General features: G+C 67.7%; 19 protein-coding genes and 1 tRNA gene. 6 read left to right on the top strand and 14 right to left on the bottom strand.

Annotated features, from left to right (window positions below; genetic code table 11):
• Positions 1-154 precede the first annotated feature (154 nt).
• A complete protein-coding gene (locus ACQY9P_RS02955; protein WP_421736744.1) occupies positions 155-1684 on the top strand; it encodes a response regulator in 1530 nt (509 codons plus the stop codon).
• A 136-nt stretch (positions 1685-1820) separates the two neighbouring features.
• Here ACQY9P_RS02955 and rsgA read toward each other — a convergent pair whose 3' ends face one another.
• The gene (rsgA, locus tag ACQY9P_RS02960) at positions 1821-2888 is read right to left on the bottom strand and encodes a ribosome small subunit-dependent GTPase A (protein WP_421736742.1); all 1068 of its coding nucleotides are present in this window, start codon (positions 2886-2888) and stop codon (positions 1821-1823) included.
• Positions 2889-2963: 75 nt separating this feature from the next.
• Entirely contained in the window at positions 2964-3278 is a 315-nt protein-coding gene (locus ACQY9P_RS02965; RefSeq protein ID WP_421736741.1) for an Mpo1-like protein, read from the bottom strand.
• Between the two features lie 413 nt (positions 3279-3691).
• Between ACQY9P_RS02965 and ACQY9P_RS02970 the strand changes: the two genes are divergently transcribed.
• Complete coding sequence (locus ACQY9P_RS02970) at positions 3692-4129, top strand: helix-turn-helix domain-containing protein (RefSeq protein WP_421736740.1); 438 nt, start codon at positions 3692-3694, stop codon at positions 4127-4129.
• A gap of 98 nt (positions 4130-4227) precedes the next feature.
• Here the strand turns inward: ACQY9P_RS02970 and ACQY9P_RS02975 are convergent, their stop codons facing one another.
• Together ACQY9P_RS02975 and ACQY9P_RS02980 are read right to left on the bottom strand one after the other, a co-directional pair.
• Positions 4228-4581, bottom strand: coding sequence for a PilZ domain-containing protein (locus ACQY9P_RS02975; protein ID WP_421736739.1), 354 nt, complete (start codon positions 4579-4581; stop codon positions 4228-4230).
• A gap of 203 nt (positions 4582-4784) precedes the next feature.
• Positions 4785-5996: a methionine gamma-lyase gene (locus ACQY9P_RS02980; RefSeq protein ID WP_421736738.1), complete on the bottom strand. Its 1212-nt coding sequence runs from the start codon at positions 5994-5996 to the stop codon at positions 4785-4787.
• Positions 5997-6106: 110 nt separating this feature from the next.
• Here ACQY9P_RS02980 and ACQY9P_RS02985 point away from each other — a divergent pair, with 110 nt between their 5' ends.
• Complete coding sequence (locus ACQY9P_RS02985; protein ID WP_421736737.1) at positions 6107-6565, top strand: Lrp/AsnC family transcriptional regulator; 459 nt, start codon at positions 6107-6109, stop codon at positions 6563-6565.
• A gap of 19 nt (positions 6566-6584) precedes the next feature.
• On the opposite strand, the gene ACQY9P_RS02990 is transcribed toward ACQY9P_RS02985, so the two are convergent.
• The 6 genes from ACQY9P_RS02990 to ACQY9P_RS03015 all read right to left on the bottom strand — a co-directional run bounded on the left by ACQY9P_RS02990 (position 6585) and on the right by ACQY9P_RS03015 (position 13245).
• Positions 6585-6661 (bottom strand) — tRNA-Met (locus ACQY9P_RS02990).
• Positions 6662-6705: 44 nt separating this feature from the next.
• Positions 6706-7755, bottom strand: a complete 1050-nt coding sequence (locus ACQY9P_RS02995) for a glycosyltransferase (protein WP_421736736.1) — start codon at positions 7753-7755, stop codon at positions 6706-6708.
• 57 nt (positions 7756-7812) lie between these two features.
• The gene (locus tag ACQY9P_RS03000) at positions 7813-8463 is read right to left on the bottom strand and encodes a LysE family translocator (protein ID WP_421736735.1); all 651 of its coding nucleotides are present in this window, start codon (positions 8461-8463) and stop codon (positions 7813-7815) included.
• A gap of 2 nt (positions 8464-8465) precedes the next feature.
• A complete protein-coding gene (locus ACQY9P_RS03005) occupies positions 8466-11714 on the bottom strand; it encodes a S41 family peptidase (RefSeq protein ID WP_421736734.1) in 3249 nt (1082 codons plus the stop codon).
• A 98-nt stretch (positions 11715-11812) separates the two neighbouring features.
• Complete coding sequence (locus tag ACQY9P_RS03010) at positions 11813-12946, bottom strand: NAD(P)/FAD-dependent oxidoreductase (protein ID WP_421736733.1); 1134 nt, start codon at positions 12944-12946, stop codon at positions 11813-11815.
• Positions 12943-13245, bottom strand: coding sequence for a hypothetical protein (locus ACQY9P_RS03015; protein ID WP_421736732.1), 303 nt, complete (start codon positions 13243-13245; stop codon positions 12943-12945). The genes ACQY9P_RS03010 and ACQY9P_RS03015 overlap by 4 nt, the downstream gene beginning before the upstream one ends.
• Positions 13246-13385: 140 nt before the next feature.
• Here ACQY9P_RS03015 and ACQY9P_RS03020 point away from each other — a divergent pair, with 140 nt between their 5' ends.
• Complete coding sequence (locus ACQY9P_RS03020; protein ID WP_421736731.1) at positions 13386-14567, top strand: DUF418 domain-containing protein; 1182 nt, start codon at positions 13386-13388, stop codon at positions 14565-14567.
• Positions 14568-14682: 115 nt separating this feature from the next.
• On the opposite strand, the gene ACQY9P_RS03025 is transcribed toward ACQY9P_RS03020, so the two are convergent.
• Complete coding sequence (locus ACQY9P_RS03025) at positions 14683-18123, bottom strand: indolepyruvate ferredoxin oxidoreductase family protein (RefSeq protein ID WP_421736730.1); 3441 nt, start codon at positions 18121-18123, stop codon at positions 14683-14685.
• A 141-nt stretch (positions 18124-18264) separates the two neighbouring features.
• On the opposite strand from ACQY9P_RS03025, the gene ACQY9P_RS03030 reads away from it, so the two are divergent.
• Together ACQY9P_RS03030 and ACQY9P_RS03035 are read left to right on the top strand one after the other, a co-directional pair.
• Entirely contained in the window at positions 18265-18762 is a 498-nt protein-coding gene (locus tag ACQY9P_RS03030; protein WP_035045585.1) for an Lrp/AsnC family transcriptional regulator, read from the top strand.
• A gap of 201 nt (positions 18763-18963) precedes the next feature.
• Entirely contained in the window at positions 18964-19860 is an 897-nt protein-coding gene (locus tag ACQY9P_RS03035) for a pirin family protein (RefSeq protein WP_421736729.1), read from the top strand.
• Positions 19861-19867: 7 nt separating this feature from the next.
• Here ACQY9P_RS03035 and ACQY9P_RS03040 read toward each other — a convergent pair whose 3' ends face one another.
• The 3 genes from ACQY9P_RS03040 to ACQY9P_RS03050 form a co-directional block, all read right to left on the bottom strand.
• Positions 19868-20458, bottom strand: a complete 591-nt coding sequence (locus ACQY9P_RS03040; protein ID WP_421736728.1) for a sigma-70 family RNA polymerase sigma factor — start codon at positions 20456-20458, stop codon at positions 19868-19870.
• Positions 20459-20591: 133 nt separating this feature from the next.
• On the bottom strand, positions 20592-20957 hold the full coding sequence (locus ACQY9P_RS03045) for a DUF883 family protein (RefSeq protein WP_421736727.1): 366 nt from the start codon (positions 20955-20957) through the stop codon (positions 20592-20594).
• 107 nt (positions 20958-21064) lie between these two features.
• On the bottom strand, positions 21065-22084 hold the full coding sequence (locus ACQY9P_RS03050; RefSeq protein WP_421736726.1) for an amidohydrolase family protein: 1020 nt from the start codon (positions 22082-22084) through the stop codon (positions 21065-21067).
• Positions 22085-22088 lie beyond the last annotated feature (4 nt).

Below are 22088 nucleotides of genomic sequence, written 5' to 3' on the forward strand. Positions count from 1 at the left end.
CGGCGGGTCATCCCGCCGCCCTTTTTGGTGACCGATCACCGGCCCTCGCGACGACGCCCGAAACGACCCTGACGAGAATCCTCGGGAGACTTAACGACTCCGCAAGGGCGACGAGGGCAGTATGGCTCTTCACAGACGCCAGCGAAGCGGCCGCATGGAAACGCTATTTCGTCTTATTGATCGCCGCGCGCCGGTCGCCCCGACCATGTCCTGCAAGGACGTGCTGGCGATCTTCACGGGCGATCCCAACGCGTCTTCAGTCGCCGTGACCGGTGACGACGGCGCGCCCGTGGGCTTGGTCTATCGCGACGTGCTGGTCGGAATCATGGCCGCGACTGGCGACAGCCTGGCTGAAAGCCCGATCAGCAAGCTGATGGACGCCTCGCCCCGTCTGGTTCAGGCCTCGGAAGATCTGAGCGCCTTTGTCGATGGCCTCGCCGAAAGCCCCTCGCCCATCTTCCGCACCTCCTTCGTGGGCGTGGACGAGGCCGGCGGTTATGTCGGCGTCGGCGGCCTGGGGTCGCTGCTCGCCTCCTATCGCCGCCGCCAGCGCGAGGCCCGGGACGCCATGGCGTTGGTCGAGCGCATGGCCGCCGACATCACACATCACCTCGACGGCGTCCTGGCCATCACCGAGCGGCTGGAACAGCAGCGCCTGACGCCCGACGCCAGCGCCTTTGTCCGCGCCATCGGCGAAACCAGTCGCGACATGGGCGCGATGCTGGGCCGCGCCATCGACCTGCACCGCTCGACCCTGGGCCATCTGGCGCTGCATCCGACGCCCGTCCGCCTGCGCGACCTGGCCGACGCGGTGGAGGCCCGTTGGTCGGCGCGCGCCACCGAGAGCGGCGCCACCCTGCTCTTCTCCTACGACGGCGATCCCGAGTGCGGCGTCGAGGTCGACGGCGAGCGCCTGATGCAGGTGTTCGACGCCCTGATCGAGAGCGCCCTGGCCAGCGGCCGCGGCGTCATCGAAGCCTGTCTGCAGGCCCGGCCCGAAGAAGACGGCGTGCACCTGGAAGGCAGCGTCCGAGACAACGCCGCCGGCGTGGCCGAAGACCGCCTGGACCGCATCTATACGCCCCTGGGCGCCGCCCGCATCGAGGACCGCACCGAGATGGCGCTGGGCGTCGGCATGGCGCTGGCGCACCGCATCATGCGCGGCCTGGGCGGCGAGGTCTCGGCGAGAGCCAATCGCGGCTCCGGCCTGACCGTTCGCTTCGCCTTCGTGGCGCCCTCGGCCGAGACCAGCGCGGCCCCGCCCGCCGAACCGGCGATCGACGCCCGGGCCGCTCACATCCTGATCGTCGATGACAACGCCACCAACCGCATGGTCGCCGAAGCCCTGTGCGACATGTTCGAGTGCACGTCGGAACAGGCCGTCGACGGCGTGGAAGCCGTCGAAATGGCCAGAAGCGGCCGCTTCGACCTGATCCTGATGGATATCAAGATGCCGCGCATGGACGGCGTGACCGCCACCCGCGCCATCCGCGACATGGGCGGCCACCCGGCCGCAACGCCCATCGTCGCCCTAACCGCCAACGCCGATCCGATCGACGTCCAGACCTATCTGGCCGCCGGCATGCAGGACGTGGTGGAAAAGCCGATCAAGCCCGAGCGACTGGCCATCGTACTCAGCGCCCTTCTGGGCGGCGACGCCGACAGCGCCGAAGCGGCGGCCTAGAGCCCTTTCCGACCTGATAGTTTCATCAAGGTCGGGCGAAAAGGGCTCTAAATCAAAAGTTTAGAGCATTTTTCGATCCGATAACCGTTTCACACTTATCGGAAAATGCTCTAGCTTCGACGGCTAGGCCCTGACCTCAATCGCCCCGCAGGTTCCGCTTGCTGGCGCGGTAGGTCTTCTGAAGCGCGGCCAGACGGCGGCGTTCGGCGTCCTTGGCGACCCGATCGGCCTTCTCTTCCACGGCCGCCAGTTCCAGGCCCAGCTTCTGGAAGTTCGCCCAGCGGGCAGGGTCTAGCGCGCCGCTCTTCAGCGCGCCTCGCACCGCGCAGCCCGGTTCGTTGGCGTGACCGCAGTCGTTGAACCGGCAATCCTGGATCAGGCTCTCGATGTCGTCGAACACGACCCCGAGACCTTCATCGGCGTCGATCAGACCGACTTCGCGGATGCCGGGCGTATCCAGGATCAGCCCGCCGCCGGGCAGCAGGACCAGCTGACGATGGCTGGTGGTGTGGCGCCCCTGGTCGTCGGACTCGCGGATCGCCTGGGTCGCCATCCGCTCCTCGCCCAGGAAGGCGTTGACCAGGGTGGACTTGCCCACGCCGGATGAGCCGATCAGGACGCAGGTCTCGCCCGGAGCCACCTGGGCCAGCAGTTCGTCCAGACCCACTCCTTGCCGCGCCGACACCATCAGCACCGGGCACCCAGCCGCCAAGGCGGCGATCTCGGCGGCCTGGGCCTGCGGATCGACGCACAGGTCGGACTTGGTCAGCACCACCACCGGCCTCGCCCCGCTCTGCCAGGCGGCGGCCAGATAACGTTCGATCCGACGCGGATTGAGGTCGGCGTTCATCGAGGTGACGACGAAGGCGACGTCGATATTGGCGGCGATGACCTGCAGGGTCTGCACGCTGTCGGCCGCCCGGCGCACGAAGGTCGTGCGGCGCGGCAGGATGGCGTGGATGGTGGCGGTGCGCTCGACGAGGTTCAGCGCTAGCGCCACCCAGTCGCCGACGGCCGGATGACCCGCCTCGCGCGCCTCGTGGAGCAGACGGCCAGACGGCTTGCCGCGAAGCTCGCCCTCGTCGGTGGCGACCAGATAGCTTTCGCGATGCTGGACGACGATACGTCCGGGGATGAGGCCTTCGCGCGCGTGCGGTTCAAAGGCCCGCGACAGCGCATCGGACCAGCCATATTGCTCGATCAAGGAACGCTCTTTCAAATGATCGGGCAACCTAGCACCGACAGGCCGGCGAACCCATCGCTTGAAACCCTTGCGCGCTCACCAGCGTCGCTGGCCCGTCACCACCTCGAACCACAGGCGGAAGTCGCCCGCCAGGCTGTAGAGCGGATACTTGAACGTCGCCGGCCGGTTCTTTTCGAACACGAAGTGGCCCACCCAGGCGAAACCGTAGCCGACCAGCGGCGCGGCGATGAACCAGCGGGGGTTCGCCAGCACACCCAGGGCCAGGCAGATCAGCACCAGGGTCGTGCCCACCACATGCAGGCGGCGGCTCGTCGGATTGACGTGCTCGGTCAGATAGAAGGGATAGAAGGCCGAGAAGCTGCGGTAACGCTCGCCGGAGGTCTGGGTCATGGGTCGATGTTCGGGCCGTCGCGCGGCGAACGCAAGCCCGCGGTGGGATGGCATAGGCCGTTTGGTCTATCGCCACGCGAAGAACCCCGCACCCATGACGACCGTCAGGTCCTGGGGGCGCGTTCATGATCCATCATCGTCACATCCGAAAATCGGCCCCTCCGCGACTCGCGCCGGTTGGCGATGGGCGGCGTGTTCCATGACGAGGGCGACAAGAGCGCCCTCAAGACGTGGACTTCCTCAATTTGGGTAGGGACACCCTGTCTCAAATCGAGAGAAAGTTCCCTGTTTCCGGCATCTTATACCCATATCGGGGTCTGGAGGCTCAACCTGCGCGACGTAACGCCGCGCCGTACTTCCGCCAACGTCACGGTCGTGTCATTCTTTCCAGACAACCGCTGGAGGCGAAAAAAATGAGCGAAGAAACCGAAGGCCGGCGACCCAATCCGGTCGATCTGCACGTCGGCGGGCGCGTTCGCATGCGCCGGAAACTGCTGGGTGTCAGCCAGGAACAGCTGGCCGATTCCCTGGGTTTGACGTTCCAGCAGGTGCAGAAATACGAGCGCGGCGCCAACCGCGTGAGCGCCTCGAAACTGTATGAGATCGCCCGGACGCTGCAGGTGCCGGTGTCGTTCTTCTTTGATGGCCTGGCCGACCCGATGGGCGGCTCGGAAATCGATGACGCCAGCCAGCACGCCGAGCGCGTCGTTCAGGAATTCCTGACCACGCCCGAGGGGCTGGAACTGGCCGAGGTGTTCCCGCGCATCGGTCGCGGCCGTGTTCGCCGTCAGGTTCTCGATCTGGTGCGGGCGATGGCCGACGAAGCCGGCCGGACCGAAAACGCCGCCTGATCCTGAGGCGAGGCGACCTGGGTCGTCACGTGCAAACCGAGACCCCGACGGTCACCTGTCGGGGTCTTTTGCTGTCAGGAGACTCGCCACGGACGCGCTCAGCTCGCTGAAACCCGTGACTGCGAAGCGGCCCAGATCTTCTTGGCGGTGCGCGCCGACGACGCCGTCAACCCGCGCAGGTCGTGGGTGCGCAGGACTTTGAAGCCCACCTCGCGATCCTTCTGCCAGGCGACCTGCACGTCATGGGCCAGACCCGCCGTGATATCGACCAGCTGGACCTTGGCCGGAGGGTTCACACCCGCCAGCATCTGCACCCGCAGGCCGGCGCTGGAAACGTCGCGGATGACGCAATCCCACGCGAAGACGCCGCACAGCACCTTCCCAACCCTGTGGGTCGCGGTCCGGGGCGCGACCCGGCGATCGGCCTCTCCATCTGACGCGTACTTCGACATGAAGTCATAAACGCATCACGCAGTTAATCGGCCGTGCAGCGAAGTCCTTTAACGCCCGTTAAGGACATAATTTTAATCACAACACCCTGAAACCATGGAGTTTTGTCGGCTTCCCGACGCGTCGGGGCACAGTCCCCGGCCGGGGCGTCGCGTTAACCTCCTCAAAGGCGGCGCGCCGCCGGCGAGGGCGCGTTTCTGGACGTCTAGACCGCCTGGGGCACAGCCACGGGCCGCAGCGCATGGGCCAAGTCCGCCAGGATGTCGGCCTCGTCCTCCAGACCGATCGACAGCCGCACCAGCCCCTCGCCGATCCCCGCCGCCGCCCGTTCCTGCGCGCTGTAGGTCGAATGGGTCATGCTGGCCGGATGCTGGATCAGGGTCTCGGCGTCCCCCAGCGAAACGGCCCGGCGGATCATCGTCAGGCGGTTCATCATCGCGACGCCGGCGGCGTGCCCACCCGCCAGCTCAAAGGCGATCATCCCGCCCGGCAGCGCCATCTGGCGGCGGGCCAGGTCTTGCTGGGGAAAGCTCTTCAGCCCCGGATAGAAGACCCGTGTCACGGCGGGATGGGCCTCCAGCCAGGCGGCGACGCTAGCGGCGCTGGCGCAGTGCTGGCGCACGCGCAGGGTCAGGGTCTTCAGGCCCCGCAGGACCAGAAAGGCCGTGAAGGGCGACATCACCGCCCCGGTCATGTCCTTGACCCCGGTCAGACGCACGCGGGCCATGTCCTCGACGCCGCCCACCGCGACACCGCCGATCAGGTCGCCATGACCGCCCAGATACTTGGTCGCCGAGTGAACGACGATGTCGGCGCCCAGTTCGACCGGCCGGGTCAGCAGCGGGGTGGCGTAGGTGTTGTCGACCACCAGCTTGGCGCCGCAGCGCCGCGCCACCTTGGCGGCGGCGGCGATATCGACCAGCCGCATATTGGGATTGGCCGGGGTCTCGAAATAGATGATCCGGGTCCTGTCGCTGACCGCCGCCGCCAGGGCGTCCATGTCGGTCATGTCCACCTGGGTGACGGTGATCCCGAACCGTGAAAGGCCGTCGCGCATGAACGCGAAGGTGCAGCCATACAGGGTCTGGTCGGTGACCACCTCGTCGCCCGAGCGCAGGAAGCTCCACATCACGGCCGTGATCGCGCCCATGCCGGAGGCGGTGGCGACGCCAGCCTCGGCGCCCTCCAGCGAGGCGATCCGGCGCTCCAGCAGGTCGGTCGTGGGATTGGAGATCCGCGAGTAGAAGTGGCCCGGCCGCGTGCCGGCGAACATCTCGCCGCCCGCCTCGGCGCTGTCGAAGGCGAAGGTCGAGGTCAGGTGCACCGGCGGCGTCAGGGCGCCGTGCTCATCGGCCGGGTCATAGCCCGCGTGGATCGCCCGCGTCGAAAAGCCGGCTTCGCCAAGATCGTGCGCCATGAACTCTGCTCCCTGTTCACGACGAGGTTCACCCGGATCAGGCGGCGGAAGATTGCCAAGTCTGCTAGAATTGATCTTCAGATTGGCAGAATCCGCTCAAGGAGCCCCCCATGGACGCCAAGGACCGGCAGATCATCCGCGAACTGCAGAAGGACGGCCGCCTGACCAACCAGGATCTGGCCGACCGCGTGAACCTGTCACCCTCCCCCTGCCTGCGCCGGCTGCGCAATCTGGAAGCCGAGGGCGTGATCACCGGCTATACGGCCCTGGTCGACCAGAAGGCCTATGGCCTGCCGATCACCGTCTTCATCCGCGTGCGGCTGGATCGTCATGGCCAGGACGTGGTCAAGGGCTTCGAGGACCAGGTGGCGCGGATCGACCAGATCCTCGACTGCTTCCTGCTGGCCGGCGGCGACGACTACCTGCTGCGGGTGATCGTGCAGAGCCTGGAAGCCTATGAGGACTTCATCCGCCGCAAGCTGCACGCCATCCCCGGCATCGCCTCGATCGACACCAGTTTCGCCTATGGCGTGGTCAAGCAGACGCGGGTGTTTCCGGTCGCGGGCTAGGCTGTGAGGAAATCCGTCCTGGTGGTTGGAGGCGGGATCGAACCGCCGACCTGTGGGTTATGAATCCACCGCTCTAACCATCTGAGCTACCCAACCGCACCAGGACGGGAGCGGCGTCATACGCTCTCAGCGTCAGGTCATCAAGCCCGGGAAAGCATCAGATCGACCACCGCTTCAAGGCGCCGCGCCAGCTGGTCGGGGCCATAGTCGGCCAGCACCAGCTTGCGGGCCGCCGCGCCCATGGCCTGGGCGGCCGCGCGATCGGCGATCAGCTCGCCCAGGGCGTCAGCCAGACGATTGTCGTCATCATCGGGGACCAGGCGGCCGGTCTTGCCGTCCTTGAGGATCTCGATCGGCCCGTCGATCTCGGACGCCACGACGGGCAGGCCGACGGCCATGGCCTCCAGCAGGGTCAGGGGAAAGCCCTCCTGATGAGACGGGAAGGCGAAGATGTCACCCGTCGCCAGGAAGCCGGAAACGTCCTCGGTCCAGCCGACCAGTTGCACGCAGGCGTCCAGATCCAGCTCCGTGATCAGGGCCTGCAGGCGCTCGCGCTCGTCGCCCTCCCCGGCGATCTCGCAGACCACGTCGATCCCCCAGGCGCGGAGGTGACCGATGGCGCGGATCAGGAGGTCGAAGCCCTTCTTGGGGTGCAGTCGACCCGCGGCGACCACGCGGACGCTCCAGCCCGGATGCGTGAACGGCGCGGCCTGAGCGGTGGGCGGCTTCACCGCGTTGGGGATGAAATGCACATGGTCGGCGGGCGCGCCGCGCTCCACCGCCAGCGCGGCCAGATGTTGACCCACGCACAGGTAGTGGGTCCCCGGCGTGACGTCGAAGACCGGCTTGTGGACGCAGACGCCCATCACCGTTCCGGGCGCGGCCACGCGGGCGAACAGGCGCGCGGGCCGCTGGCCGTGGCTGATGATCAGGCCAGGCTGGGCCGATTTCACCAGCCGCCGGGCGGCGCCGGTCGAAACGGGATCCCAGTCCGTGAAGGCCGGGATGGCGGCCAGGGAGGGCGTCCGCCCCGCCTCGGCGGCGGCGACCTTGCCGTCCTTTCGCACCACGCCCGTACAGGTTCCGCCGCGCTTGGCGGCGATGGCTTCCAGGATCGGCTGATAGTCGAGGAACACCTGCTCCAGGCCGCCCAATCCCTTGCCCAGCATGGCGTGCAGGATATTGGTCAAGGCGGACTCCGGGTCAGGCGGGATGGCCGGGGACCTTCGGAGTCCGCGATCAGACTGTCAACGCGCGACCGCGCGAAGATCGCCAGACAGCAGCAGGCGAAGGCCCAGGCTGATCATGACGAGGCCCGTGAAACGCTCCTGCCAGGCGCGCCGTTCCGGCGCGCGCGCCAGCCATCCGCCGACCGCGCCGGAGGCCAGGGCGGCGGAGCCCAGAGAGATCATGCCCGACAGCTTCTGCAGGCAGCCCAGGATCAGAAGCTGCAGCCAGACAGGCCCCCGCGCCGGGTCAACGAACTGGGGCAGAAAGGCGAACATGAACAGCAGGGGCTTTGGATTGGTCAGGTTGTTGACCATGCCCTCGCGCACCGCCCGCCAGGCCGAAACCGGCGCGACCGTCCGAGCGCCGGCATGGCCGCGAAAGCTGCCGATGATCAGCTTGCCGCCCAGCCAGACCAGATAGGCCGCGCCGACCCACCGCAGGGCGGTCAGGGCCAGCGGCGTGGTCGCCAGCAGCGAGGCCACGCCCAGCACCAGCAGGGACACCTGTACGACGCCGGCGACGACCGTCATGCCCAGCACGGTCAGCAGCGCGATGCGACGGCCCTGCCCTATGCCCCGCCCGACCACCAGCATCATGTCCGGGCCGGGTGTCAGCTGGAGAACCAGCAGACCCGCACCGAACGTCGCCAGGGTGGACAGGGAGAACATGGCTACTTGCCGCCCAGCAGTGTCTTCACCGCCGCGTCCAGTTGCGCGTCGCCGCCGCTGAGGGTCTCGCCCAGCGGCCGGTCGACATCGACGTCCACCGGACGCGGATTGAGCTCCATGTTCTGGCCGCGCAGGTCGTCGATGCGAACAAATGGCAGGCGCACATTGGAGCCGTCGACCAGGGCGCGACCGCTGGTGAAGATGATCCACCCGGCCGTGGGCTTGCCCACCACCTTGCCCAGTCCCAGCGCGCGGTAGCCCTCGGTGAAGTCCTCGGCGTCCGACAGCGACGACTCGTTGGTGACCAGCACGGTCGGCAGGCCCAGGGCGCGCTGACCCAGGTTCTGGCGGCTGGGCACCGGGAAGCGGTCGCGGGCGGTCATCATCAGATAGTTGCGGCGCGCGAACACGTCGATGACATGGCCATTCACATAGCCGCCGTTGTTGTTGCGCACGTCGACGACCACGCCCTCGCGGCCCTGGTTCTGGGCGTCCAGATCGATGAACAGCTGGGCCAGCGAACCGTCGGACATGTCGGCGATGTGGACATAGCCCAGACGCCCACCGCTGACCTTCTCGACATAGGCCCGGCGGTCATTGACCCACTGGCGATAGAGCAGGCCGGTGGCGACGGCGCTGGTGACCGGCCGCACGACGGTGTCGCGCTTTCCGCTCGCCCCGGCGATGGTCAGGGTCACCCGCTTGCCGGCCTGGCCACGCAGCAGCAGATCGAGGTTGACGCCTGGCTCCAGCGCCGTGCCGTTGACGGCGGCCAGGACTTCTCCCGGCTTGATGCTGCCCTCGATGGACGCGGGCCCCAGGGCGATGACCTCGCGGATCACCAGGCCCTTGCCGGCCTCATAGGCCTCGCGGTCGAACCGTAGGCCCAGATCACCCGAGCGGGCCGGCTGCGGCCCCGTGGGATCAGGACCCCGGATGCCGGAGTGCGAGGCGTTCAGCTCGCCGATCATCAGGTTGATGTTGCGGCGCAGTTCGTCGCCGGTGCGCGCGCCCGCGATATAGGGCGCCCACTGCTGGCGAAGCTTGTCCCAGTCCTTGCCGTGGAACTTGGCGTCATAGAAGCCGCGATCCAGAGCGCCCCAGGCCTGCTCGAAGACGATCGTCTTTTCGAGGTCGAAGTCGACATCCAGCTCGGCGTTGACCGCCAGCGGCTTGGGCTTGGGCGTGTCGATCGGGCTGGAGACGATGCCGCCGCCTTCCAGGAAATAGACCTCCTTGGAATCGGGCGTGAAGGCCGCGTCGCCCTTGGGGCGGCGGGTGGAGGTCAGCTGCACCGGAACCGGCGGCTCCTTGGCCAGCTCGTCCAGGCCATAGGTGTAGAAGTTGGTCTGGCCGGCCTGGCGGGCGCGGAACAGCAGGGTCTTGCCGTCCGGGCTGATCACCGGGTCGGCGACATCCATGCCCAGCGGCAGGAACGAGGCGCGCTCGCGGATGCCCTCGAAGACGATCCGGACGGGCGCGACCTTGGCCTTGGGCGCGGCTGGCTTGGCGGGCTCGGCCTTGGCGTCAGCCTTGGCGGCGTCGGGCTTGGGCGCATCGGGTTTGGCGGGACCGGCGTCGTTCGGCGCGGGCTTGTCCGGCTCGCCCGGCTTGAAGAGGTCGCGGAAGGCGTCCTCCCGGTATTTGGGCGTATTGGGCAGCAGGTCGATGCGCAGCATCTTGGCGTCTTCGCTGCGCTGGCTGGTGTCGGCCAGGATGAACTTGCCGTCCGGCGACCAGGCGATCTTGCCGCCGGTATTGCCGTTGGCCAGGAAGCTGATCGGCCGCGCCGCCCCGCCCTCGGCCGGGATGACGTTGATGTTGGCGAAGGCCTTGCGGTCGGTGAGGGTGAAGGCCAGCCATTTGCTGTCGGGCGACCAGACGGCGAAGGTGTCGTCGAAATTGTCCAGCGGGCCGGTGAAGATCGTGGCGTCCCGCGCGACCTTGCCGCCCTCGAACGCCATCACATGCAGTTCCTTGCCGTCGCGCACATAGGCCAGCGCCTTGCCGTCCGGCGAGAACACCGGCGCAGTGTTGCGGCCCTTGCCCGAGGTTAGGGCGCGCTCGGTCGCCGTGGCGAAATCATACTCATAGATCTGCGCCGACAGGTCGCGTTCGGACACATAGACCAGCCGCTTGGAGTCCGCCGACCAGACCGGATCGTGCTCGACTCCCGGCGTGCGGGTGACCCGCTGGGCCGCGCCGCCGTCCTTGGTCGACACCGCGAACAGCTCGCCATGGGCGATGATCGCCGCCTTCTTGCCGTCGGGCGACAGGGTCAGGCTGTCGAAGCTGGTTTCGTTGAGGCGCTTCTCCCCCGCCGCCGCCGGTGATCCGCGCAGGGCGATGGGCGTCTGGGAAGCCTTGCCCGTGGCGGTGTCCAGCGACCAGATCGAGAAGTCGCGCTCGAAGACGATGGTCTTGCCGTCGTAGCCGATCGACGGCCACAGCACCCGGCCGTCGGTGAAGCGGGTCACCTGCTCGGGCTTGCCGTTGAGCGGCAGCTTCCAGATGTTCTCGGCGCCGCTCTCGTCGCTCATGTAATACAGCGCGCCGCCGTCGGGCCGCCACATCGGCCACAGGTGCTTGGCCCCGGCCGGCAGGAGTTTCGTATAGGGCGCGCCGGCCGCGATGGGCTTAAGCCACATCTCGGTCTCGTCGATGTGCGAGTGGCCGTTGCGCCACCACTGGCCGTTGCTGAGACCCTTGGCCATCAGCGCCACCGACTTGCCGTCTGGCGACGGCGCACTCTGGAACTCGGCCAGATAGCGCTCGCGGCTCACCTCCAGCGGCGTTCCGCCGCTGGCCGCGACGCGGAAGATGTCGCCCTGCCGGGCCACGTCATTGGCCCCCGAGGTGAAGTAGATCCACTGGCCGTCGCGCGACCAGCCATCCAGCGCCTCGCCGGTCTCGGCATAGGTCAGGCGCTTCAGCTCGCCCGTGGCCAGGGTCAGGACGTAGAGGTTGGCGTAGCCGCTACGGGTCGAGACAAAGGCCAGCTTGCTCCCGTCCGGCGAATAGGTCGGCCGCGACTCGGTGGCGGGATCGGTGACCAGCAGGCGGGCCTGCCCGCCCTTGGCGGGAACCGTCCAGATGTCGCCGCCGGAGACGAAGGCGATCTCGGCGCCGTCCGGGGACAGGGCGGGCTCGGCCAGGGAAGGCAGCGCCTTGACCTGCGCGAAGGCCGGCGCGGCGGCCAGCAACGCGACAGCGGAAACAGCGCCGAGCAGCGCCCTCGAACCCAAACCCATGACCGCCCCTTCCCCGAAAATCGAAGGCGCGGACGCTAACATGCCAACGACACACGCCAAGCTGGAAGGCGCCGATCGGCGGCAACGTTAAGGATTTGTCATGTGGCGGGCGAGGAAGCGCCCAGCAGCCGCTCAGCCACCTCTTCGCCGATCGCCAGCGAGCTGGTCAGGCCCGGGCTCTCGATCCCGAACAACGCCATCAGGCCTTCAAAGCCGTGGTCGTCCTGCCCGCGCAGTTGGAAGTCCGGCTGCGGCTCGCCGGGGCCATGCAGCTTGGGCCGCACTCCGGCATAGTCGGCCGAGAGCGCGCCCTCGGGCAGGCCCGGCCAGAACTTGCGGATGTAGGCGGCGAAGACCTCGGCCTTGGCCGGGTCGACCGAATAGTCCGGAGCCTCGACATATTCCAGGTCGGGCCCGAACACCGCCTGGCCGCCCAGGTCGTTGCGATAGTGGGTGCCCAGCGCCCCGTGGATCGGCGGCGGATAGATCAGGCGCTGGAACGGCGCCTTGCCGGTCAGGCGGAAATAGATCCCCTTGCCGAAATGCCCCTTGGGGATGCGACCTTCGGGATAGCCCTCGATCCGGCCAGCCACGTCCTGAGCCGACAGCCCCGGCGCGGTGACCAGCAGCCGGCAGGTCAGGGTGGTGGGCTCGGCTCCGCCGGCCCGGACCGAGAAGCCGCCATCGGCCAGGGCTTCCGCGCCCTCGAACGGCGTGGCGATCACCACCGCCCCGCCGGCCGCCTCGATCTCGCCCTGCAGGGCCAGCATGTAGCCATGACTGTCAAAGACCCCGCTTTCCGGCGACAGCAGCGCGGCGTGGGCATTGAGGCCGGGTTCCAGCGCCCTGGCCTGTTCGCCGGTCAGGCGCTCCATGCCCTCGACGTCGTTCGCCAGGGCCTGGGCCCAGATGTCGTCGAGGCGCGCGACCTCTTCCTCGCTGGTGGCCACCACCAGCTTTCCGCACTTCTTGTAGGCGACGTTGTGCCGCTCCAGGAACGGGTAAAGCGCCCTGCGCCCCTGCACGCACAGCCGCGCCTTCAGCGAGCCGGTGGCGTAGTAGAGCCCGCCGTGGACCACCTCGGAATTGCGCGACGACACGCCCTGGCCGATATGGCCCTGCTCTTCCAGCACCGCGACGACCAGCCCGCGTTTGGACAGAGCGTAGCCGCAGGCCAGGCCCACGGCGCCGGCGCCGACGACGACGACGTCGAAATCAAAAACCTCGCTCACTCGTCGGCGGCCTTGGCCTGCGCCTTCAGGTTCGTCAGCATCTCGGACAGCGAGATATTGCCGGCGACCGGCTCTTCGGGGTCGATCAGGTCGAAGTCCAGTTCGTCCAGCAGCGCCTCGAGCTTTTCCGAACCGCCGACGATCTCGGCGGCGCGGCGGTAGTTGAGCTCGGCCAGTTCCGCCGCGACGCCTTCGTCGAGCGACGCGAACTCGCCCCGCTCCACCCGGGCCTGCAGATCGGCGGCGTCCTCGGCGGAAAGCTGCACGGTGACCGGATGGGGGCTGGCTGGTTCTGTCATGCGGCGAGCCTATCACGAACCTTCCGTCGCGCCACACCGGGGGCGGCGCTGGTTGACAGTCCCGCGACCGCGCTGGAAAAGGTCAGACCAATGACGGCGCTAGCCTGGCAAGGGCGGCGTGGTGTTGGGGGGAATGGACCATGGACCGCGACACGCCGGTGACTTCCGCGCGCAACGACCTGATCGACACGCTGCGGGCCTTCGCCCTGATCGGCGTCTTCATGGTCCACATGTTCGAGCAGTTCGAGATCTACTGGGTCTCACCGCGGGAAAACCTGACCCACGCCCTGATCACCACCCTGATGATGGGCAAGGCGTTCTCGCTGCTGGCCCTGTGCTTTGGCCTCAGCTTCTTCCTGCTGATGGACCGCTCGGCGCGGCGGGGCGAGGACTTCTCCAGGCGTTTCATCTGGCGGATGGTTCTGCTGGCCCTGATCGGCGTGGCGCACGGCCTGATCTATCGCGGCGACATCCTGATCGTGCTGGCCCTGCTGGGCATTCCGCTGATCCCGTTCTATCGCGCACCGACCAAGGTTTTGGCCGGCGCGGCGGCGCTGTTTCTGCTGCAGCCCTGGATGTGGCTGCAGATCGCGATCGCCGCGTCGGGCGCGCCGTGGGCCAATACGCCGCCCAACCACTGGATCGATCCCGCCCTGGCCCTCTACCAGACGGGCGACTTGGTCGCGGTGCTGAAGACCAACCTGTTCGAGAGCCAGTTGACCAAGTGGTGGTTCTTTATCGAGACCGGGCGGCTGAGCCTGGTCTTTGGCCTGTTCATGGTGGGACTGATGCTGGGCCGCGGCGGCTTCTTCGACACGCCGCAGCGGTTCGTGGTCCAGCGCCGCGTCGCCCTGGCCGTGCTGGCGACCATCGCCGTCGCCCTCTACATGGCCAAGCCCCACCTGACCGCCCTGCTCCCCGCCGGGCCCAAGCCCGGCATGGCCCGCGTCGCAGCCGGCAACCTGCTGGGCGACTGGTTCGACGTCACGGTCATGGGGACCTACGTGCTGCTGATCGTCGAGGCCTATCTGGGCGTCGCGGGCAAGGCCCTGCGCCTGCTGGCCCCGATGGGCCGCATGACCCTGACCTTCTACATCACCCAGTCGCTGATCTGGGTCCCGGTGTTCTACGGCTTTGGCCTGGGCGCCTGGAAGACCTTGCCGCAGGCGACCGCCCTGTGGCTGGGCGTCGGCTATCTGGTGGTCCAGGCCGTGATCGCCCAACTGTGGTTCAGGCGCTTCGCCTATGGTCCGCTGGAGTGGCTGTGGCGCGCGGCGACCTATCGGACCTTGAAGCTGCCGTTCCTGAAGCGGGCGGCCTAACTTCCTTGTCATCCCGGAAGCCTCGCAGAGGCTGTCCGGGACCCAGGGGCCAAGGCAATGCGTTTGCCCCTGGGTCCCGGGTCGGCTTCGCCGCCCGGGATGACAAGCAGAAGGACTACCCCGCCCACTGCTCCCACAACTTCGCCTCGGCCGCCCTGGCCGTGACCACCGAGGCGTCCTTGACGTGGCCGTAGCCGCGGATGGCCTGCGGGATCTCGGCGATCTTGACGGCCAGGGGCAGGCTCTCGGGCTTGAGGCCGGCCGACAGGCGGTCGAGCGTGATCTCGTAGTCCGCCATCAGGCCGCGCTCCATCCGGCGCTCCTCGGTCTTGCCGAAGATGTCGAACGGACCGCCGCGCAGGCCCTTCATGCGGGCCATCAGCGGGAAAGCGTAGTCGAGCATCCAGCCGCCGAAGGCGATCTTCTTGGGCTTGCCGTCGGGGCCCTTGGGCGCGAGCAGCGGCGGGGCCAGCCAGACCTTGGCCTTGCCGCCCTTGAACGTGCCGGCCAGTTCGGCCGCGAACCGACCGTCGGTGTAGAGGCGGGCGACCTCGTACTCGTCCTTGTAGGCCATCAGCTTGTAGAGATTGACCGCCGCCGCCCGGGTCAGCGGCAGGGCGCTCTCGGCGCCGCTGACCGCGACCTCGGCGGCGCGGACCTTGGCGACCTTGGCGACATAGCGTTCAGCATAGGCGGCGTTCTGGTAGGCGGTCAGCTCGGCGGTGCGCTTGGCGATCAACTCGTCCAGCGGCATCGTCTCGGGGGTGGCGACGGCTGCCACCTTCGGGCCGGCGGCTGACGGATCATGGGCGATCCGGCGGCCCAGCTCGAAGGCCTGCAGATTGGCCTCGGCGTCGACCCCGTTCAGCTTGATGGCGCGATAGAACGCCCGGCTGGAAACCGGGATCACCCCGCGCTGCCAGGCGAAGCCGACCATGATCATGTTGGCGTAGATGGCGTCGCCGAACTGGCTCTCGGCCAGATGCTGGGCCGGGCAGGCGTCGAACGTCTTGGTCGCGCCCTTCACGCGGCGGGCCATGGCGCCGGAGTCGAACTTGACGTCTCGGCTGGTGACGAAGTCGGCGGTGGGGGCGAAATCGCTGTTGCCGAAGGCTGCGGTGCGGTCCTTGGCGTACAGCGACAGACCCTCGGGGCTGGCGGCGACCAGCAGGTCGCAGGCGATCAGCACGTCGGTGCTGGCGGCCGGCACGCGGCCGCCGACCACGGTGTCCTCGGTCTCGCCGATCTTGACGTGGCTGAACACCGAGCCGCCCTTCTGGGCCAGACCGGTCATGTCCACCACGCTGCCCGAGCGCCCGTCGATATGGGCGGCCATGGCCAGGATCGAGGCCACGGTGGTCACGCCGGTGCCGCCGACGCCTGTGAACAGGATCTTGCGCACGCCGGTCAGGGGCTCGAACTCGGGCAAGGGCGTGGAGTCCGCCGTCAGCGCGGCGGGCAGCTTCTTGGATTGCGCGTTCTCGGTCCCTTCCAGGGTGATGAACGACGGGCAGAAGCCCTCGACGCAGGAATAGTCCTGATTGCAGCTGGACTGGTTGATCTTGCGCTTGCGGCCAAACTCGGTGGCCAGCGGCTCGACCGAGACGCAGTTGGACTTCACCGAACAGTCGCCGCAGCCCTCGCAGACCAGCGGATTGATGAACACGCGCTGGGTCGCCTTGGCCATCGTGCCGCGCTTGCGGCGGCGGCGCTTTTCGGTGGCGCAGGTCTGGTCGTAGAGCAGCACCGTGGTGCCGACCGTGTCACGCAGCATCTTCTGCACGGTCATCAGTTCGGAGCGCGGGAAGACCTCGACGCCGGGGGCCAGATCCTTGACCTCGGCGTAGCGTTCCAGCTCGTCGACGACGATGACGGTCTTGGTCACGCCTTCTGACGCCAGCTGGCGGGTAATCTGGGCGGGGGTGAAGCCGCTCTCGGCCTTCTGGCCGCCGGTCATGGCGACGGCGTCGTTGAACAGCAGCTTGTAGGTGATGTTGGCCTTGGCCGCGATCGCCGCCCGGATCGCCAGCGAGCCGGAGTGGTTGTAGGTGCCGTCGCCCAGGTTCTGGAAGACGTGCTTCTCGGTGGTGAACGGCGCCGCGCCCACCCAGGTCAGACCTTCGCCGCCCATGTGGGTGTTGAGGTCGGTCGAGGGGTCGTTGAAACCGGCCATGTAGTGGCAGCCGATGCCGGCCAGGGCCCGCGAGCCCTCCGGCAGCTTGGTCGAGGTATTGTGCGGGCAACCCGAGCAGAAGAACGGCTTGCGGGCCTGGTCGGCGGCGAGACTGACGGCGGCGACGCCGGCGGCCGAGACGCGGTCCAGATAGGCGCGGGCCCGTTCCATGTGCGGCCCGTCAGGCAGGCGGTCATAGATGGCCAGGGCGATTTCGGCGACCGACAGCGAACCCAGCTCCGACAGCAGCGGGTGATGGTGCTCGTCGGTCTTGCCGATGATGCGGGGCCGAGCCTGGGCGGGAAGGTCATAGAGCGCGGCGCGCGCCTGGGGCTCGATCAGGCCGCGCTTGTGCTCGATGACCATCAGGGTCTCGAGGCCGGCGGCGAAGGCGCGGATGCCCAGGGGCTCCAGCGGCCAGGGCATGCCGACCTTGTAGATCGACACGCCCAGGTCGGCGGCTTCCTGCAAGGTCATGCCCATGGCCGTGAAGGCCTCCAGCACGTCCTTGTAGGCCTGGCCCTGGCAGACGATGCCCAGGCGGGCCTTGCCGACGCGGACGTGCGAGGCGCCCAGCACCACGCGGTCGATGTGGTTGGCGCGGGCGAAGGCCAGGGCGGCGGGCAGCTTGTGAAGGCGGAGGCGGCGCTCCTTCTCCATCGGCTGGTCTTTCAGCCGGATGCCCAGACCGCCGGGCGGCATCGGGAAGTCGGGAATGACCAGTTTGTGGCGGTCCAGCGAGACGTCGATGGTGACGCCCGAGTCCATGGTGTCGGCCAGAGCGATCATGCCGGTCCACAGGCCGGTGAACCGCGACATCGCGATGCCCATCAGGCCGTAGTCGAGCACCTCCTGCACGTCGGCGGGCGACAGCACCGGCATCTCGAAGTCCTGGAAGGCGAACTCCGACTGCGACGGCAGGGTCGAGGACTTGCAGGCATGGTCGTCGCCGGCCACGGCCAGCACGCCGCCGGTCGGGAAGCTGCCGGCGAAATTGGCGTGCTTGAAGACATCGCCAGTGCGGTCAACGCCGGGCGCCTTGCCGTACCACATGCCGAACACGCCATCATGGGTCGCGCCCGGGAAAAGATTGGCCTGCTGACTTCCCCACACGGCGGTGGCGGCCAGGTCTTCGTTGAGGCCTTCCTTGAAGACCACGTCATGGGCGGTCAGCAGCTTGTTCAGGCGCGCGGCCTGCTGGTCGAGGCCACCCAAGGGCGAGCCGCGATAGCCCGAGAGAAAGCCCGCCGTGTTCAACCCGGCCCTGCGGTCCAGACGCTTGCGATCGAGCAAAACCCGGATCAAAGCCTGCACGCCGGTGATGAAGGCTCGACCATCTTCGAGCACATATTTGTCGTCGAGCGTGACTTCCGAGTGCCTCATGGCAAAAAAATTCCTCCCGGGTCTTCTCGCCCGCTCAGCAATATCTTATAGAAGCGGGGAAATTGTTTGCCCAAGGCATGCCCTACCCATGGCCGCTTTCGGCACGATCGCCGCGCTAAATGACCTCTGGGGGAGGAATTCTTGTCCGAACAACTCGACGCCGTGGATGCCAAGATCCTCGATCTCATCCAGCACGACGCCGGACTGTCCGTCGCCGAGATCGCTGAGCGAGTCGGATTGTCGTCCAGCCCGTGCTGGCGGCGGATCAAAAGGCTGGAAGACGCCGGCGTCATCCAGCGCCGCGTCACCATTCTTGACCGTGAAAAGCTTGGCCTGGGCTTCGAGGTCTATTGCACCGTCAAGCTGTCGCTGCCGACCAAGGAAAACCTCGACACGTTCGAGCAGGCCGTCGGCAAGTGGGCCGAGGTCGTGCAGTGCGCCACCGTCACCGGCGCCGCCGACTACGAGATGCGCATCGTCACCCGCGACATGCGCGCCTTCGATGAGTTCCTGCGCGACAAGCTGCTGTCGCTGGGCTTGGTCAGCAACATCGAGAGCCGGATCGTGATCCGGGGCGTCAAGAACTCGACGGCGGTGCCGCTGGGGCTGGTCAGCCCGTATGTGAGCCCGCTGGGGTAATCGTTAAGTCCTCCCCCTGAAGGGGGAGGAGATCGCGAAGCGATCGGAGGGGGAAGTCCCGCTGAATCAATGCGGTGTTCCCCCACCGGCCTCCGGCCGCCTCCCCCTTCAGGGGGAGGACCTTCTTCACCGCAGCGCATTTCAACAAGACGCCCACCGCAACTCATGAGAATCTCCCGGCAACCCCGACCGGAGCCCTCCATGATCGACCTCGTTATCGAAGCCCGCCGTCACGACATCGGCAATTTCGAGGTCGGGCGGGTGCTGCCGTTCCATGCCAAGCGGATGGTCGGCCCCTTCACCTTCCTCGACCATATGGGCCCCGCCGAGTTCGCGCCGGGCTTTCCCAAGAGCGCCGACGTGCGCCCTCACCCGCATATCGGCCTGTCGACCCTGACCTATCTGTTCCAGGGCGAGATCACCCACCGCGACAGCGTCGGCTCGCTGGCGGTGATCAAGCCGGGCGAGGTCAACTGGATGACCGCCGGCAGCGGCATCACCCACTCCGAGCGCTTCGAGACCCTGCGCCGCCAGGGCGGCCGGATGGACGGGATGCAGGCCTGGATCGCCCTGCCGAAGGAATTCGAGGAAGTCGATCCCGGCTTCACCCATCACGAGGGCGACGTCGAGCTGCCCTCCTATGAGAGCGGCGGCCTCAAGGCGCGGCTGATCGCCGGCGAGGCGTTCGGCGCCAAGGCCAATGTGCCGGTCTATTCGCCGCTGTTCTATGTGCACTGGGAGATGGCGGCCGGAACCACCGCCGCCCTGCCGGCCGAATATTCCGAGCGGGCGGCCTATGTTGCCAGCGGCCGGGTCGAGGTGGACGGGCGCGAGCTGACCTCGCTGCAGATGGCGGTGTTCGCGCCGGGCGAGACGATCGTGTTCAAGGCCCTGGAGCCCTCGACCGTCATGCTGCTGGGCGGCGAGCCGATCGGCCCGCGCTTCATGGAATGGAACTTCGTCTCGTCGTCCAAGGATCGGATCGAGCAGGCCAAGGCCGACTGGAAAGCCGGTCGCATGAAGCTGCCCGACCTGGACCACGACGAATTCATCCCGCTGCCGGAGACGCCGGCCACCGCCGCGCCTCCGGCAGCGTGAGGGGCAATTAGGCGGCGATCCGGAACGACTGCAGTTCAGCCAGCAGCGCGCCCATGGCCAGGCCGGCCGGTTGGCCGTCGCGGTCGTACTTGCCGGTGGCGAGGATGGCCTGCAGATCGGCGCGGGCGCGGCTGACGCGGCTTTTGACGGTGCCGACGGCGACGCCCATGACCTCAGCGGCCTCTTCATAGGAAAAGCCGCCCGCGCCGACCATGATCAGCGCCTCGCGCTGGGTGTCGGGCAGCATGGCCAGGGCCTGGCGCACATCGTCCAGCTCCAGGGCGTCATCGGCGTTGGTGTGGGCGACCAGAGTGCGCTCGGCGACTTCCTGGTCGAGCGGCTGCGAGCGCCACGAGCGGCGCTTGTCCGAATAGAACTGGTTGCGCAGGATCATGAAGGTCCAGGCCTTCAGATTGGTGCCCGGCTGAAAGCTGTCACGGCTTTTCCAGGCCTTGGCGACGGCGTCCTGGGCCAGATCGTCGGCATCGGCGGGATTGCCGCACAGGCTGCGGGCAAAGGCGCGCATGTGCGGGATGAGCGCGATCAGGTCACGCTGGAAATCGCGGCTGGCGTCGATCTTCGCGGCGGATGCGGTCATGTTTGTCTCCTGGCCGGCCAGCTGGAAATGTCCCCCGAGCTAGGCCTTGCAGATCAAACGCCACCGCACGCGGCGGGTTGCACCCGGCGTCGAATTTCGTTGTTCGACGACGCCGGGGCGACCTTGGGGAGTTCTAACGCGGATCGCGATGATAGACGGTGCGGGTTCCGCGCAGCATCAGGCCCAGGGCGATGCCGACGCCGGCGGCGATCGCCAGGGCGGGACCGGGCTTGTTCTGCACGAAGGTTTCCAGGTCGCTGTAGCCGTGACGGACGCGGTCCTTGGTCCGGTCGACGGCCACATGAACCGTCTCGCGCGTCTGGTCGACGGCCTCCAGGGCCACCTCCTTCAGGTGACCATAGGTTTCCTTGGCCGCTCCGGCCGCCTGCTTGAGCTTGCCCTTGGCCTGGGTCTTGACGTCGCCGTTCAGGGCGCCAACGGCGTCCTGCACGCGGCCCGTGGCCTGTTCGGCCGAGCCGATGATCTGTTCGCTGTTCATGGGACTGGTCCTGGGTTTTCAACGCACGCGCCGCGCGGCCGTCCCGAGGGGATCGCCCGCGCCGCTACGCCTCCTCACAACCCCGAGGGCGCCGATCCGTTCCAGGCTTACATGGCCTTGTGCCTAGCGATGGTCGCCGCATCTAGCCGCAGGAAGCGCGCGGCGTTGTTGTAGAGGATATCCCGCTTCTGGTCGGGGCTGAGGAACGGCGCCTCCTCGATGACCGTGATCGAGCGCTCTATGGTCTCGGGCCAGACCATCTGGTCGGAGCCGAACATCACTCGCTGGCCAAAGCCGGCGTCCACCAGGGCCTGGAGGTAGCGATAGAAGGCCGGGCGAGGCTGGGTGTAGACGATGACGCCGGTGTCCACATAGACCTGAGGGTGGGCGTAGAGCAGGGCCAGGGTGTCATCCAGCATCGGATAGCCCGCATGCATGACGTTGATCCGCAGCTTGGGGTGCTTGACCAGCACGTCCTCCAGCAGCAGCGGACTGCTCATTCGGGCGCGATAGCCGGAGCCGGGCAGATAGGCGACGCCGGGCGGGCCGGGACCGACATGGATCGCCACCGGGATGTCGAGCGCCTCGGCGGCGGCCCAGATGTTCTCCAGGCGCGGATCATTCGGCGCGATGCCATCATACTGGAAGCCCAGTTCGCCGATCACCGCCAGCTGCCCGGCCTTCTGGGCCTTGCCGAAGTCGTCGAGCATGGCCTTGGGCTTGCTCATCTCGGCCTGGTCGGGGATCAGCCCGGGCAGCACCCGGTCGGGCGCCAGGGCCTGCCACGCCATCACGCGCTTATAGCTGCCGCTGACCACCCCGATGATGTTGCGCTTGCGCATGATCGCCAGGGTCTTGTCGCGGATCTCGTCGTCGCTGGTCGGCGACCATATCGGATCGGCGCAGGCCGGATGCTTGAACATGTCGATCAGGCCGTCGGTCCACGGCTTGCGCTGGTCCCAGGTCGGCATCGGGCTGATCGGCGTGCACATCGCCAGCGGCGGCGGCCCCTGCTCGTCGGCCCCCATGGCGTGCAGGTGCATGTCGATGATCGGATCGGCCGCCCGGGCTGGGCTGGTCGCGAGCATCAACGCCGCGAGGGCGATCAGGAGGGGCGCGCGGCGCATGGGG

This window comes from Caulobacter sp., from assembly GCF_965279145.1.
Classification (GTDB): domain Bacteria; phylum Pseudomonadota; class Alphaproteobacteria; order Caulobacterales; family Caulobacteraceae; genus Caulobacter.